The organism is uncultured Aquimarina sp., from assembly GCF_947492115.1.
Classification (GTDB): domain Bacteria; phylum Bacteroidota; class Bacteroidia; order Flavobacteriales; family Flavobacteriaceae; genus Aquimarina.
Map to the genome: position 1 here is coordinate 389,041 of NZ_CANLMM010000003.1, position 17,668 is coordinate 406,708.

General features: G+C 33.4%; 12 protein-coding genes. 11 read left to right on the forward strand and 1 reads right to left on the reverse strand.

Features of this window, described 5'->3' with window-relative positions:
- Window position 1: 1 nt before the first annotated feature.
- The 11 genes from Q1A73_RS24595 (at window position 2) to Q1A73_RS11245 (ending at window position 16,368) form a co-directional block, all read left to right on the forward strand.
- Entirely contained in the window at window positions 2-160 is a 159-nt protein-coding gene (locus Q1A73_RS24595; protein WP_366141451.1) for a DUF5908 family protein, read from the forward strand.
- On the forward strand, window positions 161-832 hold the full coding sequence (locus Q1A73_RS11200) for a LysM peptidoglycan-binding domain-containing protein (RefSeq protein WP_299605405.1): 672 nt from the start codon (window positions 161-163) through the stop codon (window positions 830-832).
- Window positions 833-840: 8 nt separating this feature from the next.
- Complete coding sequence (gene vgrG / locus Q1A73_RS11205) at window positions 841-2,622, forward strand: type VI secretion system tip protein VgrG (protein ID WP_299605408.1); 1,782 nt, start codon at window positions 841-843, stop codon at window positions 2,620-2,622.
- An 18-nt stretch (window positions 2,623-2,640) separates the two neighbouring features.
- Entirely contained in the window at window positions 2,641-3,120 is a 480-nt protein-coding gene (locus tag Q1A73_RS11210) for a GPW/gp25 family protein (protein WP_299605411.1), read from the forward strand.
- Between the two features lie 32 nt (window positions 3,121-3,152).
- The gene (locus Q1A73_RS11215) at window positions 3,153-6,809 is read left to right on the forward strand and encodes a hypothetical protein (protein ID WP_299605414.1); all 3,657 of its coding nucleotides are present in this window, start codon (window positions 3,153-3,155) and stop codon (window positions 6,807-6,809) included.
- 140 nt (window positions 6,810-6,949) lie between these two features.
- A complete protein-coding gene (locus Q1A73_RS11220) occupies window positions 6,950-7,702 on the forward strand; it encodes a hypothetical protein (protein WP_299605417.1) in 753 nt (250 codons plus the stop codon).
- Between the two features lie 19 nt (window positions 7,703-7,721).
- Entirely contained in the window at window positions 7,722-10,589 is a 2,868-nt protein-coding gene (locus tag Q1A73_RS11225; protein ID WP_299605420.1) for a hypothetical protein, read from the forward strand.
- Window positions 10,586-14,383 carry a contractile injection system tape measure protein gene (locus Q1A73_RS11230; RefSeq protein WP_299605423.1) on the forward strand — a complete coding sequence of 1,266 codons (3,798 nt, stop codon included), beginning with the start codon at window positions 10,586-10,588 and terminating at the stop codon, window positions 14,381-14,383. Before Q1A73_RS11225 ends, Q1A73_RS11230 begins: the two co-directional genes overlap by 4 nt.
- Complete coding sequence (locus Q1A73_RS11235; protein ID WP_299605426.1) at window positions 14,368-15,720, forward strand: ATP-binding protein; 1,353 nt, start codon at window positions 14,368-14,370, stop codon at window positions 15,718-15,720. Before Q1A73_RS11230 ends, Q1A73_RS11235 begins: the two co-directional genes overlap by 16 nt.
- 10 nt (window positions 15,721-15,730) lie before the next feature.
- Entirely contained in the window at window positions 15,731-16,120 is a 390-nt protein-coding gene (locus tag Q1A73_RS11240) for a DUF4280 domain-containing protein (RefSeq protein WP_299605428.1), read from the forward strand.
- Window positions 16,117-16,368 (forward strand): hypothetical protein, encoded by a 252-nt coding sequence (locus tag Q1A73_RS11245; protein ID WP_299605430.1) that lies wholly within the window; start codon window positions 16,117-16,119, stop codon window positions 16,366-16,368. The genes Q1A73_RS11240 and Q1A73_RS11245 overlap by 4 nt, the downstream gene beginning before the upstream one ends.
- 1 nt (window position 16,369) lies before the next feature.
- Here the strand turns inward: Q1A73_RS11245 and Q1A73_RS11250 are convergent, their stop codons facing one another.
- Window positions 16,370-17,626: a DUF4157 domain-containing protein gene (locus Q1A73_RS11250; RefSeq protein WP_299605432.1), complete on the reverse strand. Its 1,257-nt coding sequence runs from the start codon at window positions 17,624-17,626 to the stop codon at window positions 16,370-16,372.
- Between the last annotated feature and the right edge of the window lie 42 nt (window positions 17,627-17,668).

Sequence of the window (17,668 nt, forward strand, 5' to 3'; positions counted from 1 at the left end):
TATGCCAATAGAGATTAGAGAATTAGTAATTAAAGTCAAAGTTGAAGAAGCCACAAATAAATCTTCTGACAACTTGGATATGAATGAGATCCGTAAATCGATCACCTCGATTTGTAAAAAAGAAATTAAAAAACAACTGGAAAAAAATAAGGAGCGATAGATGTCAAAGGATTTGATGGAAATAATAGCATATTCTGATAATGAATATTCTGGATCGGGAATTTCTAATTGTACGGTTCAGATAAATCCTGCATCCTATACTCATGAACATAGTATTTCATATAACAATACAGTGTCGCAAGGAGCACCAGGGACTACTTTAAAATTTAAAGGAACAGCTCCCGAAAAAATATCATTTGATATTTATTTTGATGCTACTGGAGCTGTAAGTACTGAAAATTTATTAGACTCACAGGTGCCTGTCGATGATCAAATTCAAACTTTTAAAGATGTTTGTTTTACGTACAATGGAGATATTCATGAGCCTAATTATCTCATTGTTTCCTGGGGTACCTTAGTTTTTAAGTGCAAACTTACTTCTTTGAGTATTTCGTATACTTTTTTCCAAAGCGATGGTACGCCACTTAGAGCAAAGTTAAGTGTGTCTTTTGAAGAAGCTGTGGATGCAGAACTTATTTCTAAAGAAGCAAATAATCAATCTCCTGATCTAACACACTTGATAGAGGTGAAAGATGGAGATACACTACCACTTATTTGTTTTAGAACATATGGTGATAGCAGCTATTATCTTGATGTAGCAAAGTATAACAATATTCTTAATTTTCGAGACATCACACCAGGAACAAAAATATACTTACCACCAATTAAATAAATACCCCTATGGCTAGTTCACCAATAGTAGAAGGAAATCATTTGGTAACCTTTACCATTACTTCAGGAGGTTCGGATATTCCCGATACATATCAGATATTAGATATTAAAACAACTCAAGAAGTTAATAAAATTGCAGAAGCTGAGATCACCATTTTAGATGGAAATACAGCTACCCAAGATTTTGAAATAACCAGTGCGGATACTTTTGCGCCAGGTGCCGAAATTGAAATTAGTTTAGGGTATGAATCCACAAATACGAGTGTTTTTAAAGGAATTGTAACAAAACAGAGTATAAAAGTCGATGGTTCGGGATCACAATTGTTGGTTACTTGTAAGGATGCGGTAATTACATCCACAGTAGGTCGAAAAAATGCGGTGTTTTTAGATAGTACTGATAGTGACATTATTGAGCAAATTGCAGGAAATTATAGTTTTAGTAACGCTGTAACAGCGTCTACGGCAATCCATGAAGAAGTAGTACAATTCTATGCAACTGATTGGGATTTTATAGTCAGTAGAGCAGAAGTCAATGGAATGATCGTATACACGGATAGTGGAACCTTAACTGTAGACACTCCCGATGTGAGTAGTGATCCAGAGTTAAGCCTACAGTTTGGATATGATATCATAGAATTAGATGCGCAGATTGATGCCGTAAGTCAGTATTCTTCTGTTGAAGGGAATTCATGGGATATGGATAATCAAGCATTAACCAATGTTACCGCGAGTGAACCAAAAGTTAATGAGCAAGGAAATCTTTCTGGATCAACCTTAGGCGATGTGTTATCAGTAACTAATGTTTTGAATACATCCGTACCAATAACTTCTGATTCTGTACAAGCTTGGGCAGATGCAGCATTATTAAAATCTAGATTATCACGATTTAGTGGTACGATTGTATTTCAGGGGTCAGCTTTGGCAAAAGTGAATAGTTTGATTCAATTACAAGGTCTTGGAGATCGCTTTAATGGAAATGCCTTTATTTCTGGGGTAACACATACTATAGAAGATGGACAATGGCATACCGAAGTGAAAATAGGATTGTCGGTTGATTGGTTCACTCAAAAAAATACCACCACAGCTCCCGAAGCTTCAGGTTTGTTACAAGGAGTTAGAGGATTGCAAACCGGTATTGTAAAACAAATTTATGAGGATGAAGGAGGAGAATATAGAGTAGAGGTTCAAATCCCATTATTGGATGATGACACGGCTACAGCTTGGGCAAGAATGTCTACATTTTATGCAAGTAATGGAATTGGGGCTTTCTTTTATCCAGAAGTTGGAGATGAAGTAATTCTTGGTTTTATGAATAACGATCCTCGATTTCCAATTATCCTAGGAAGTGTATATAGCACAGCATTACCACCACCCGTAGACATTGCAGATGCTAATAATTATATCAAAATGCTGATGACAAAAAGCCAACTTCAGATACAGTTTGATGATGAAAATATTGTCATGACAATGGTAACACCCAATAATAATACCATAGTAATTAGTGATCAGGATGAGGGAATTACCATTACGGATCAAAATAGCAATCAAATTCAGATGAATGGAGATGGAATTACTGTAGAAAGTCAATCTAGCATGACCATAAAAGCAGCCGACGATCTTACGATACAAGGATCATCCATAACCATAAGTGCAGATAATGATGTGTCGGTAAGTGGAGGATCTATTTCTATCTCGGCAGATCAATCCGTTTCTATGAGTGGTAATAGTGGATGTGATATTAGTAGCAGTGCAGAAACGAATATCAGTGGCTCAATGGTGAACTTAAATTAATGACTAAAATGTAAACACATGAAATACAAAACATCATTTTTAGGAACAGGATGGAGTTTTCCACCAACATTTCATAAAGAAAAAGAGTTGGGAGTAGATATGGTATCTTATGAAAAAGATATCGAACAGTCATTACATATTTTACTAAATACTTCCATTGGAGAGAGAATGATGCTCCCCAAATATGGTACTGATATCTATAGCTATTTGTTTGAATCAATTTCAAATTCTAGAGTTCATTTGATCAAAGAAATGCTAAGAACTGCTATTATAAAATTTGAGCCTAGAATCAAACTTATTAGGATCAATCTTGATGAATCTGATTATCTGGATGGAGTTGTTAAAATACATCTGGATTATATGATTCCATTGACAAATACCAGATTTAATATGGTGTTTCCGTATTATAAAATTGAAGGAACTGATATACCTCGATTGTATAAAAGGAAAGCTTCAAATCCAGAAGATTTATCAAAATCTATTGATGACCATTCTTAATGTATAGAACCATTTATAAGTATTAAAAATTAATGATCGAAAGACGAAAGGGAACCCTACAACATCAGAGAAGAAATGAACAACTGATTCGTCAGGATTTTAAAATAGATAACCGGTACTTTGAAGACCTGCTAGGATATCTTACGTCTTATTTGGAACATATAAATTATTACAATACAGAAAACCAAATAGATGGTAATTGGAAAGCACTGGTAGAAGCAGACCCTATCATTTATATGGTAACTATGATTCAAGAACCAATAAATAATCTAAAGGTTCAAGGGGATGATACCAAAACCTTACAACTTATCTTTAAATGGTATGCAAAGATCCAGCAATGGAAAAGTAATTTGATCGATTTCAATGAGGAGCGATTAGCCAATAAAATCGGTAATATACTTACCGATGTGTTAGATTATCAAAAAAGGGATGCATCAGAATATCAAAAGAACATGGAAGAGGAACATCTAGAACCGGAGTCTTTTTCAGAAGCTGTAGCGATGTATTCAAAGCCGCCACCTCCTAAAAAAAAGCATATTGACCTTGCTGAAATTGTAGAAACATTCAAAAAAACTGTTTACCATATTCAAAACTTTACTCAAAAATATTTACGAAAATCTGTTTTCAAACGAGATAATCACCTGCCGAATAATGCAATGTACATCACGTTTATTATTTTATATAGAAAGTTACAAAATCACCTTAATGGATTATCTAAGCGACACCTTGATTTTTATTATAAAGAGATCCTTCAGCAAACAGTTAGTAAAGCAATTCCAACCAAGACAGTGGTTTGTTTTGAGATTGCTCCACAGGCAAGCACTATTTTAATTCCAGAGGGTACCAAGTTATCAGCTGGTAAATTATTTGAAAGTAAAAAAGAAGTACTTTTTGAAACCGATAAAACATTGTTGCTTGATCCTATCAGAATTCATTCTTTAGAAACGCTTTTTTTCAATAAAAGCTCTTTTATAAAATCAGGGACAGATGCTCCTATGATTTCTGGTGTGATTAAAAACCAATTGATTGAGCAAGGCAAAAAGAATATGGCCGCAGATAGTTGGGCTTTGTTTGGTGGTGATCAGGATACCTTAGTAAATTCTAAAATAGCATCCAAAACAATAACTAATATAGGATTTATGATTGGTTCTCCTGTGCTATTTTTAGAAGAAGGACATAGAGAGATAACGCTTACCTGTACTCTAGAAAAAAATGCTGCAGAAGCAATTTTTTGGAAGTTATTGGATCAAATGGTCATAAATAAAGGATTACCCATAGATATCATTTTTAATAGAATTTTTGAAACAGCATTTACCATTTCGTATACCTCCGTAAAAGGATGGGAGCAAGTTTCTTTATATGATGCTTCTTATGAAAGAGCTTCGAATTCTTTTCGATTACATTTTACACTACGCAATACGGCTCCTCCAATCACAGCCTTACCTTTAGAAAAAGAGCACTCCGTTTGGCCGATGATTAAGGTCGAATTAGATGAGTATGCTCCTATATATGCATATTCTTTTTTTAAAAGTGTAGTCTTAGAAGATGTTCGTCTAGAAGTTGAGGTCAAGGAGATTAAAAACCTTTCGATTTATAATAATATAGGCAAGATGCCTTTAACTAAATCATTTGATCTTTTCGGGCCACTTCCTGGACAAGGAGGCTATATAATGATTGGGAAAAGTGAACTTTTTAAAAAAGAACTTACACAATTAAATATTCATATAGATTGGGAAACAGTCCCACAGGATTATGGTGGTTTTGAAACCTATTATCAGGAATATGAAGAAGAGTTTACGAATGATTCTTTCGAAGTAACGATACAAGCATTATCCAATGGATATTGGTTTCCGAGAGAAGGAGATGTCGAACAAAAAGAAAAACTGTTTACTACTGAAGATTGCAGAACTCCCGAAGGATACGAAAGTACCCTATTAGATTCTTCGAGAACATTCTCTTTAGAAAACCTTGGTCCTTTTGAGTTCTCAAGAGATTATCGTTTGCAGAATCCTTTGAAGTTTACTGTACACTCCCAAAGTGGATTTATTAAATTAACCCTATCATCTCCGAACTATGCTTTTGGGCAAGAATTGTATCAAAAAAACTATACGAGAATTGCAGCATATAATGCTATTAATCAAACGATGTTACCATTGCCAAATAAGCCGTTTGTACCCAAGGTAAAAGCAATATCCCTAGACTATAAGGCTAAGGATATAATCTATTTTAATAATTCTTTTTCTGACAATGATAATGCTGAGGCAGTAGCAGGGGACTTTTTACATATTACACCTTTTGGTGTTCAAAAAGTGGTGAGCGATAGTAAGGTATATAAGAATACCTTATTTGCTGATTATAAAAATGAAGGATATTTCTATATCGGATTAACCGGATTGAGCAGAGGAGAAAGTTTTTCTATGTTTTTTGATTTACAAAATCAAACTTCAGCTTCTGTATCTGAACACAATAATATTTTATTTCAATTTGAAGAAACTGGAAATTGTGTAACACTTGCTAAAAAATATATTATCTCGGATAGTACAAATCAACTGACAAAATCTGGGATCATTGAATTGAGGATCCCGGAACATCTGGATATTAAAAAAGATCAAGTTTTTACAATTCGTTTTGTCGCTAGAACTAAAGCCTATACATATCCAAAGTTAAATGGAGTGTATACAAATGCGGTGACTGCTACTTGCATCTCTAAAAGCTTGGGTATTGCAGGAAAGCAAATCCCAGCTTTTTCAATAGCGAAAACCACTACTAAAATACCTAGTCTTAAACAAGTTCTTCAACCTGCACCATCTTATGGAGGAAAGTTACCAGGAACAGAAGATATGCTATATTCTGAAGTAAGTGAACGGATACGCCATAAAGATAGAGCAGTGACACTTTGGGATTACGAACGATTGACCTTGCAATATTTTCATGAGGTAATTGCCGTAAAGTGTACCAATCTGGATGATAACTTTAGACCCAAAGCCGGTTGCGTAAGATTGATTGTTCTGAGCTCCAAATGGCAAAAAGAAAGTCATCATTATTTTAATGGAAATGAATTGTTTCAAATCGCTCAGTTATTACAGAAAAAGTCCAATTCCTTTGTACAAATTAACGTTCAAAATCCTGAAGTAGAATGGTTATTGGTCAATTGCAGTGTCTCCTTTTATGAAGATGATAATGGTGGCTACTATATTCATCAACTAAACGAAACGATTAGCGATTATTTATGTCCTTTACCAACTCAAAATAGCAATATCGAGGGAATTGGAGATGCTGTAGAACCTAGAATGCTGGTGAGTTACATTGAGAATTTACCGTATATACAAGAAGTTGAATATCTAAATATAGAACACATTATTAAAGAAGACATGAATGATTTTACCTTAAAAGTATATGAGCCAGGAGAAATCATTCGCTCTACAAAGCCTTCTTCGATTTTAGCGCCTGTAGCGAAACATCATATCAACTCTAACGCAGATATCGAAGAAAGTGATCAGGAACCATCAGATAGAGAACAATTAAACCTGCAGGTTGGAATTGATTATATCATAGAAGGAGATAATTCAGAAAAAAAAGAAATTTCCAGTGAAAACAAACCAGTTGAAAAGATAGAAGTGACTAAAGAAAATATGGTTAAAAAACCTTTAGAGAAAGATATAGATACCGTACTGACATTTAAGATATGAACACTGTTAAAATAGTACTGAAAAGATATAAAGAAGTTATAATAAGATTGAAGTGAAACAAGCCATAACAAAACTTTTGATATACAGCAAAATGATTAATGGTGAATTCCATGTGACCTCTAAAAGAATAGTATAAACACATGAAAATAAAATTATTAAACAGAAAAAGCCTGAAGGCACTATTTAGTGCAGGCGCCAGACCGAAAGAAAGTAATTTTGCCAGTCTTATTGATTCTATGATTAATAAGATAGATGATGGAATTTCTAAAAGTGTGGAAGACGGACTCATATTAGCGCCCCAAGGAAAAGAATCAGATAGTGTTATTAGTTTTTATGAGAATGTTGAAGATGAGTTACCGCAATGGAGTATAGATTTAAACCAGGAAGGAGACAAAGGACTGTCATTTGTTACTCCAATATCAGATAAAGAAGTTACAAACGCGCTCCATTTTAAGAAAACAGGTTCTATAGGAGTACAAACTACAGAACCGAGAACCACTTTCGAAGTAAATGGAACATTAGGAATGAAATCCAGAATAGGAACTCATATTATTGATAGTGTTCCTGCGGATGGAGAATGGCATGATATTGTTAAAGGCTTAGATGGTTTAGTAGCTTTTGAAATTGTAGCACAAGTAGGGAAAGAAAAAGCAGGAAAATATGCTCTGTTGCATGCAATTGCGATCAGTACTTTTGGGAGATCGAAGCATAAAATTCGAAAAACACAAGCACATTATGGATGGTTCTGGAATAAAATCGCCATCCGTTTTACGGGAAGTACCTATAACTACAAACTTCAACTCAAAACAAAATCCAATTACGGAACTGGTAAAAAAATTAAGTTTCATGTTTCCAAATTATGGGATACATCGATGTTAGAACTTTTTGATTAAGAAATTAGATTTCTAAATAGTGAATAAGAAAGGATACATAGATAAAAAGAAAAAGGGAACGGGTGTTTATGAAGAATTACATCTCGAAGGATTAGAAATTCTTCAAAAACTCAGTGGATCTATATGGACTGATTATAACGAACATGATCCAGGTGTTACTATCTTAGAAAATATCTCTTATGCACTTACAGAATTATTGCATAAAACAGAATTTCCAATACAAGATCTTTTGCTTCAAAAAGAAGATCAGGAACTACAATCGGGCGATAATGGATTATTTGTAGCATCGGATATTTTAACCACAGATCCTATTACATTTAATGATTACCGAAAATTATGGATAGATCAGATTGAGAATGTAAAAAACATATGGATACATCCTATGAATACAGGTTTTTCGAGCGACAATTCATTAAAGGGGTTGCTTTATGTATATGTTGAAAAATATACATATCAGCAAGAACCAGCAGAAGAATTGGAGGAAAACCAAAGGATTATTAAAGAAGTAACAGCGCTCTATCATCAACATCGTAATCTATGCGAAAGCCTTTATAAAGTAGAGGTATATGAACCGCTGTTTTTGCAAATGGAATTGCAAGTATCACTTATAGAAGATACAGACGGAGAAGAAGTATTAGCTACTATATTAAATGAGGTTAATGATTATCTTACTCCAGAAGTTAATTATTACCCTTTATGGCAGCTTCAGGAAAAAGGTATGGACGTAAATGAAATATTTAATGGTCCAAGCTTAGAAAATGGGTTCATATTAGATAAGGATTTAAAAGAACCGCTGGATGAGATCTTGATTTCAGATATTATTAAAATTATATCAAAAATTAAAGGAATACAAGGAATCCAAAATTTTAGGTTGGTATATGAGGATAAAAATAAAAAGAAGATTCCTATAAAAAATCGATTTAAAGTTTCTGCAAATACTGCCCCAGTAGTTTTATTTCCCGAAACAAATGAAAACTTAATCTTTGAAAATTCGGGAGTATATTTTAAACCAGATCTTGATGAAACCAAAAAACAACTTTCATTTATTGAAGCCTTAGATTTTGGAAGTTTTAAAGCAGCTTCCAATTCATTAAATGATCTTCCAATTCCCAAAGGGACATATCAAGAAATAGACACATATTATCCTATTAGGAAACAATTTCCTTTACTGTACGGAATTGGAGATATGGGAATCAGTAATAGGGCAACATCACTACGAAAAGCTCAGGTAAAACAGCTACAATCCTATTTGATGCCACTAGATCAATTGATGATAAATTTTTTAAGTCAATTAAGGAATATATATACGCTCTATAATGTGCAAGGCAAAGCAGGAGCATCCTACTTTACAAAAGAATTACCAGATGTAGAGGAACTTTGGGATTTGATTACTCCTCAAAAATCTACCAATGAAAATATAGATGTAACCTCGTATTGGAAATCTTTTCTTGAAAATATAAATACAAATTTTGATACCGATGCTATTGGTAGATATGATCAAATTGCAGATTCTTTATTAGCTAGATATAGCGAAGAATTTAAAACATATTCTTTGCGAAAAATTAATAGTAATAGTTATGGAGAAGCATTGACTTCAGAACATTTCGAAAAAAAAGCACTTGCTTTAAAGAGGAATTTCATTGCTTCGTACGACCAAATAGGATATACTAGAGCCAGATCATTTAATTATTTAGAACTTTCGGAGAACAAGTTTGATGCAACTAATGAGCAATTTATTCCTGGTTTATTTCGAAAAATTGCAATGCTTATGGGAATTAGTGAGTATCGTATACGTTCTTTAACTAAAGTAATTAAGGATTTTGAAATTGGGATCCATCCAAAAGAAATAGAGGTAAGTGTTATTCTGAAGGAAATCGATATTCATACACCCTTTCGGGATATTACTATTGAAATTGTTGAAAATATTGAGATCAAAGAAGTTCATGAAGATCTACATAAGGTGATGCATTTCGTGGGAAGTGAACGAAGCATTCTTACTGAAGTTTTGAAGAAAGGAGTTTTACAGCAGAATTATTCAATAAAAAAGGATAAGAAGCAAAAGGATAAATACTATGTTTTTTATCATAGAAATACAGAGAAATCTAACATAGCTCATATTTCCGATTCTAAGAGTGAAGCGGAAAGTGTAATAAAAAAAACAATAGAACATCTAGTTACGATAAATACCAAAAGTGAAGGTTTCTTTGCTGTAGAACATTTATTACTATTACCGCCATATCATCAAGATCATTTTGGTTTTATGGCTGATCTAACTTCATTTATAGGAGTTTCACTAAGAATTCAACATGTAAAACTAACTTCTTGTTACCATAGAAATCAAACCATAACCAAACTAGTACAAGGGATAACTTCTGATGAGCTATCCTATAAAATGGAAGAGTTTGAAGGCTGTTATCGATTGAAGATTTTTAGCAAGGATGGCGAGCTATTAGCTATATCTCAAGACCTTTTTGATACTGTCGAAGAATACCAGAAAACTATCGAAAAGTTAAAAAGTAATGGGATCACTATATCGAAGGAGGAATTATCAGATGTTATAAAATGTTATGTGTATTATGAAGAAAATCCGGTATCAGAAGATTTCTTTTCTTTTAAGCAGAGCATCCTATTACCAAACTGGCCCGTAAGATTTCAAAACGAAAGTTTTAAGATGATGTTCGAGAATACTGTTTATGAGCAAAGTCCAATTCACTTAGGAACCGAAGTACATTGGTTGGATTACGAAACAATGGATCTCTTTGAAGTGTACTACTTTAAATGGCTAGAGACATTAAATGATTTTAAAACAAATAAAAATGCAATATACCAGGCATATCAATTAGTTACCATGTTGCAAGAGCTGGAACAGCAACGAAATGAATTTTGAAAAAGATACAATCACATATCATAAAGCGTCAATGTTATGAGATCATATTAGATGACGAATCCGATGCATACGCATATCAGAATAAGATCAGTTATGTGCAAGGATATCAAGTCAATTTCGTATTGCAGAAGGTGATGGACCAATATAGTAAAGAAGAATATTTAGATCAATTTGATGAGGTTTTACTGGATCTAGGAACCATTTCTCCCAACAATTTTGAGAAAGAAATTGTTTACAAGGTAGAAGAAGCACTTTCCACTTTTCTTAAAAATAATGTTTTTGAGAATGGAACATTAAAAACAGGAAAGCGGATTCAGTTATACGACAAAAAGATAGAACAGCTAGAATTCTTTTTAAAAAATGGGTATGTAAATTGGAATGCAAGTGCTTCTCAAAAGCCAGAAGAACTTGTAAAAGAACTCTTAAGTAATCACAGAGATCAAACCATACAGTTATTAAAAACAGTAGGAAAAAAAGAAGCTATCCGTAAGCGTCTGATTACGCAGATGGAAGATACATTTCTCGAAGAGATTGTGATTGGGGTTACAGGACATGAAGGAGAATATATTAAAAAGTACCGGCAAAACCTTATTGAAAAGCAGAAACAAGAACAATTGGTAGAAACAGGCGCTGTGAATTTTAGAAGTGCTATTTGGGAAATTACGTTGGCGTATATTTTTGTAGAATCCAGTGGTTTCTATAATAGGAAAAACTTTTTAAAACTTCTTATTTATAAGATTGCTCAAAAGTATAGAGTAACCTATCAAAAATTGTTACATACTTTGATTCATGGAGTTCAGAATCAAGAAAAGCAGCGTTCTTGGGTTCCCGAATTCGAAAAATTACTCACAGCACTTCAAAAAGAAGAAAAACAAAAAGAACCTGTTGTACATAAAAATGTAAAAGAAGGATTCTTAGAAAATAGATATCAGAATTTTACAGAATTACTTAAATATTATATTACGTACAATTCATTGCCTGCTGAAGTTCCTATAGATTCTATTGAACAATTTCATAAAATACTGGCGAAATACATTACTCAACATTCGTCAGAATTTCAGGATTTTTTGGATTCCTTTATCCAAAATAAATCCAATGCAAATCTGCTCATACAGCGATTCTCTAATGAGGTGTTGTACACTATGATGCAACAATCAAAAAATGATGTAATTGGCAAACTTATCGACATCAATGAGCTTATTCTTAAAACGGCCAAAACCATTTCGAATACTTCCTTTGTATTGGATATTCTAAAAAAAAATAAAGGAAATATTGTTTTAAGAACATACATCAGTTTACAAAGTAATCCAGGAATTTTATGGGAAGAATTTTTGTTTCAAACAGTAAAATTAGGAGCTGTCGACAATGAATTTATTGCGGTTTTAGAATATGTGCAAAACGATGTAAATCAGGTAGCAAAAGAAGGTATTAATCGATGGATGTCTGAAATAGTATTACCTGGGATATCAGTAGTAGATGCACAAGAAATAATTGGCGATCTAAAGGGTAAGGAGAAAGATGTTGTAGAAAAGATATATTTAAAATTCAATAATAAGAAAGAAAATAATCTGCAGCAGTATTTCTTATTTCTTAAAAAGAACATTCATCAGGAAGATGCTATTAAGTTAACAGCGAATATACTTGAGCTATGCGAAAAAAGTAGGAACTATACCGTTAAAGAAATTACCAAATGGACTGTCGATAGACTCAATGAGTTATCTAAAAAGCAGCAAAATATAAAAGAAATCATAGTACAAACGCTCAAAATTATAGCGTGGTTAGGGATTCAAAATAATATATATAATGGTGTAGCCGAAGCACAGATACAACTAGGCAGTCTCAAAGACAACTTGATTACTGACAAGGGTGATCAAGAGACTCCAAAATATAATATTCCTGAAACGGTGTATAAGAAGATGATCAAGCAGTTAAATACACTTTTATATAGCCCAGAAAGACAAGATATCACAGCAGCGTTAAGAAAAGTATTTGAGGATTTTTCCAAAATGCATAAGGTAACAACTGCCGAGTTGAAAGAAGGACTAAGAAAGCATATTGTAAACCGAAATGATGTAAAATTTATCAAAAACATAGTAGAAGAAGATAGCTGGAATGAGCATGATGGGAAAAATACTAAAACAGAAGAGAGTATTACATATCGAAGAGATTTGATACAGCACTATGTGACAACAGGAAGAATACCTTGGTGGAGCAAAGACATTAGTTTAATACAAATAAAACAATATGTAAGAGAGATGGTAGAAAGGCTGCCAGCTCAATTCGTAAGTTGGTTGAAGAAAGCAAAAAATCTATTAAACATTTTGCAATTAATGGAAGAACCAACATACATGAATTTACTTTCGTATGTGAATTCGAATGCAACAAATCAATATTTCAAAATCATTAAAATCACTAATAAGATATTAGATTATGAAGTTTCTTCACTTGGTTTTGTAACTCAAAAAACTAGAGCTGAGTTGCGAAGCTCCATTTTAGCATATATCGAACAAAATCAGTCTAACAATAGGATTGATTTTATGAAATATATGCTGCAAAAGATCGAACATGTTTTCTCTATTCCGCTAGAAAACACAAAGATTTGGATATGGGAACAAATGAGAGAAGATGAGTCCTTGAAAGAACCGTTGGTTTTCGACTTTTTGGAAAAAGAAATAAAGAAATTAGATAGCTCCCAAAGTGATACAAAAAATATGGTAACTTCCCTAGATGAAGTAAAAGATTGGGATACTGCAATAAGCTTACAACCCAAAGGGGATATCATACCTAGACTAATTGAGATATATAAGAGATCACCAGATGAAATTCGATTCAATTTAAAGCGTACTCAATTTAGAAAACGGCTTTTACATACATTAAATCAAAAAGAACAGATCACCTTAATTAAAGAGCTAACGAAAGATAGATTACAAGATTCTTGGAGTAAAATGATTGTAGAGCTAGAAAAAATTAAGAAGCATATAACAACATCCCAATATCAAAAAATTTGGAAAAATTTCACAGATAAAATCCTCCTCTATCTATTTGTTAATCAGGATAAAATTTGGTCTATTGATGATTGGAGTGCCTTATGGATACAATCTGTTTATGAAGAAAATAAAGAGTTTATATCTGATGTAATCCCTAAATGGAGTAAAGATTTAGATGAGAACCTACAGCAATCAATAAATAAGAAACAAGAGGAAATCGAAAAAGCCAAAAACGAAATAATTCCCGAAGAAGAAAAAACATCAACTGATGGGCAAAAACTAGAAGAAGAGCAAGTAGGTGAAGTTATTTATGTAGAAAATTCTGGAATCATCATTTTGGGGCCCTATATCGCATTGCTTTTTGAACGATTAGGACTTGTCGAAAATCAAGAGTTTAAAAGTGAAGAAGCAGCGCAGAAAGGAATACATATTTTACAATACGCCATTACCGGAAAGGAGTATGAGGAGGAACAATTACTGATACTCAATAAAATTGTTTGTGGTGTAGATATTCATACACCAATCGCAAAAGAAGTAATACTGTTACCAGAAGACAAAGAGTTGGTAAATAGTTTATTAAAAGCAATTATTAGTAGTTGGAGTGTTTTGAAAAATACTACTGTAGAAGGACTAAGAGAAACCTTTTTATGCAGAGGCGGTAGATTGACTATTGAAGAAGATAGTTATGTACTTACTGTAGAGCAAAAAACGTTTGATATGCTGTTGGATCAGATTCCTTGGAGTATCACCAAACTTAAATTAACCTGGATGAAAAAAATGCTAGAAGTATTATGGAGACCATCATAAAAGATACCATCGCGACAAAATTAGAGCAGGAAATTCAATGGCTTGAAACTATTATAGATACAGCGTTGACCTTGTATTTTAAGAATGAAAGTAACTATACTTCAGTCAGAGAGATTCCACCACCTGATATCTATGATTTGGATAATGAGTATTTTAGGTTGGTTCATAAATATGAGATGAGTTTTGAAGAAAGAGTAGTGCTCATTCTTACATTACTGCCCTACATAAAACCACAAGCATTAGATGTTTTTTTAATTAAGAATAAAAACATCGATGCAGAATTCTCAGAGTTTGGAGGGAGTAAAGATGAAAAACGCTATGGATTTATCCCAACACTAGAAACAGCTTGTTTTATTGTAGGTGGTGCCGATGATATAGAACTCCGATTGAACTTTATGAAAAAAATCAATAAAGATCATTTCTTCTATCGTGATCGTATTTTACACGCAGATAGTTATCCTATTAGGTTGCAAGAAAAGTTACAATTTTCAGATGAAGTTTTGTTTTCTATTATTTCTGACAAAAAATATATGCCAACCTATAGCTCTAAATTTCCGGCGCAATTAATTACCAGTAAATTGAATTGGGAAGATTTGATCGTAGAACCGAGAATCATGAATCAATTATTAGAAATACAACAATGGTTACGTCATAGTGAATTGATTTTAGACGAATGGAATCTAAATACATTATTGAAACCTGGTTATCGAGCATTATTTTATGGAGCTCCTGGAACAGGTAAAACGTTAGCGACCACTTTACTGGGAAAAACTACGAATAAATCAGTTTATAGAATAGACCTGTCTATGATCGTTTCGAAATACATTGGTGAAACCGAAAAAAATCTAGGTAACCTTTTTGATGAGGCATCTTCCAAAGATTGGATTTTATTTTTTGATGAAGCGGATGCCTTATTTAGTAAGCGTACACAAACCAATACATCTAATGATCGACATGCCAATCAGGAAGTTGCTTATTTATTGCAAAGAATAGAAGATTTTGATGGCTTGGTGATATTAGCTACGAATTTGCAAAGCAATATTGATGAAGCATTTTTAAGACGTTTTCAAATGGCTATTGATTTTCCAAAGCCTAAGTATAAAGAGCGAAAACAATTATGGGAGCAAATGATAGGCAAGCATTTTCAAATAGAAGAAGGAGCTGAGGTATTGGATAAAATTGCAAAAGATTATGAATTATCAGGTGGAGAAATGATCAATGTAGTTCGGTATTGTGCAGTAAAAGCTGCAGAAAATAAGGAAAAAAGAGTACATTTAAGTAACATTATGACTGGGATAAAAAGAGAATATTTAAAAAGTAACAAAACCTTTAACTAAAACTAAAATTATGGCAAATCAAGTATGTAGCGGAGCTATTATTTCCTGCCCATTTGGATCTGCACCATCCACACTTACGGTACTTCCTACCAGTACGGTAAATACTAGTAATATGCCTGCGGCAACTATTATGGATTATACTCCTTTAGTAAATATTATGTCGTTCGGTACTTGCTCATCTCCGTCTAATCCTACTGTTGCTGCTGCTACTAGTGCCGCGATGGGTGTATTAACACCAATGCCATGTGTGCCAGCGACAGTATCGCCTTGGTCTCCAGGAGTTTCGGATGTATGTATTGGTAAGTTAACAGCTTTAGATGATAGTAGTACGTGTAATTGTATGTGGGGAGGTTCGATTTCTATTACTTTTGCAGGACAAGTACAAACAACGGCATCATGATTCATAAAATAATGCAGATCGTCACTAGGATTGTAGAAAATTCTTATGTGAATATGATCATAGCTGTTGGCTTAATTATTATTGGTTTCGAACAATTATATAAGCAAGATACTGCCAATTTGGTATTACATTGGAAGCATGGGATGAGTCTTTATGGGTTATTAATGCTTTTTCAATCTTTGTTTAAAATTTTAAAGGGAAGCACTAAAGCCTATCAACATAGCGTAGGTAAAAAGAAAAAGTTATAGGTTAAAAACTAAATTCTAATCCTGGATAATCGGGATTAAATTCTGATTTGTCCTTTGTACTGCTATAACCCATAGGACTTGCTAATTCTACTTCCGAAGAAGATTCACTAGCCATTTCTTTTTTGATTTCTTCTATACCTGCGACTGCCTCTTCATAAGCTATTTTACCTTCGTTGGCATTAAATTTATTTGCTTTAATCATATTGCTAGTAATTGCCTTTCTTGATTTGGCAACATTTGCAATTGTATCAGCTCCTTTTAAATCAGGTTTTGCTACATGTCGGACCTGCATGGTAGAGGCTCCGCTTAGAAGAATTGCAGCATTCTTTGTATGATGACTATCTAATAAAATTAGCTTTCCTGCTTGTGGATTTGCAGCAGTGGCAGTTCCAGTACTAAATGCTACAGGTGGCGGAGATACATTTACTTTACCTTTAGCAATTTCTGCAGCTCTTTTAATAACCTTATCTGCCTTGATACCTTGAAGAATTCCTCCCTTGTTATATTTTCTTGGTATCATTTTTGCCATACCTTTTTCTTTAGTGCCCATCCAAGCTTGCTGATTGTATACTTTGTTTACTGGAACCGTATAGATTTTTTGATCCATTCCTGTAAGTGTTTCTTGTGCAGTTCCTTCACTTTCAGTAGTCCAAGCACATTGTATAACTTTTTGGTATCTCTGTATGGGTTTTGATTTCACAGGATTGATTTCAAGATTGTTAAATGAAGGTGAATTGGTAGTTTTCATTTGTAAGGCTTTGGCTCCCATCACATCAGCTTCTCTTTCTAATCCTGCATCATTATTAATGTTAACATTTCCTTTCATCTGCATCGTCGGTTGTACACGTCCTTGTTTTTGTTGTACCACATGCCATGCTTCATGAGGGAGATGTTTTTCTTGTCCTGGAGCTACATGAATTTGGTTGCCCTGCGCATAGGCATGAGCTTGCAATTGTGCGGGTTTTGAAGAATTATAATGTACTCTGGTATCACTCATATCCATACCAGAAAGGCTTTCAATTCCAGATTTTAATTTATCAGGTAATCCAGTGTTGTTTTCCTTTTTTTGTATAGGTTTTTGTAGGGAATCCATCTTTTTTCTTTGTGCTGTCACTCTAGGACTTTGCTCCAAAGAGGAACTTATAGTATTTTGATGTTCTCCTTCAGGTCTAAGATCTTTGAACTGTATAGCAGTTGCTTTAGACTTTGAATTCTTTACCGAAGATGTGCTGTCTTGTTTCTTATCTCTTGCGTACATTATTAAGCTGGCTTATAATTATATTAAAGATACATAAAAAAG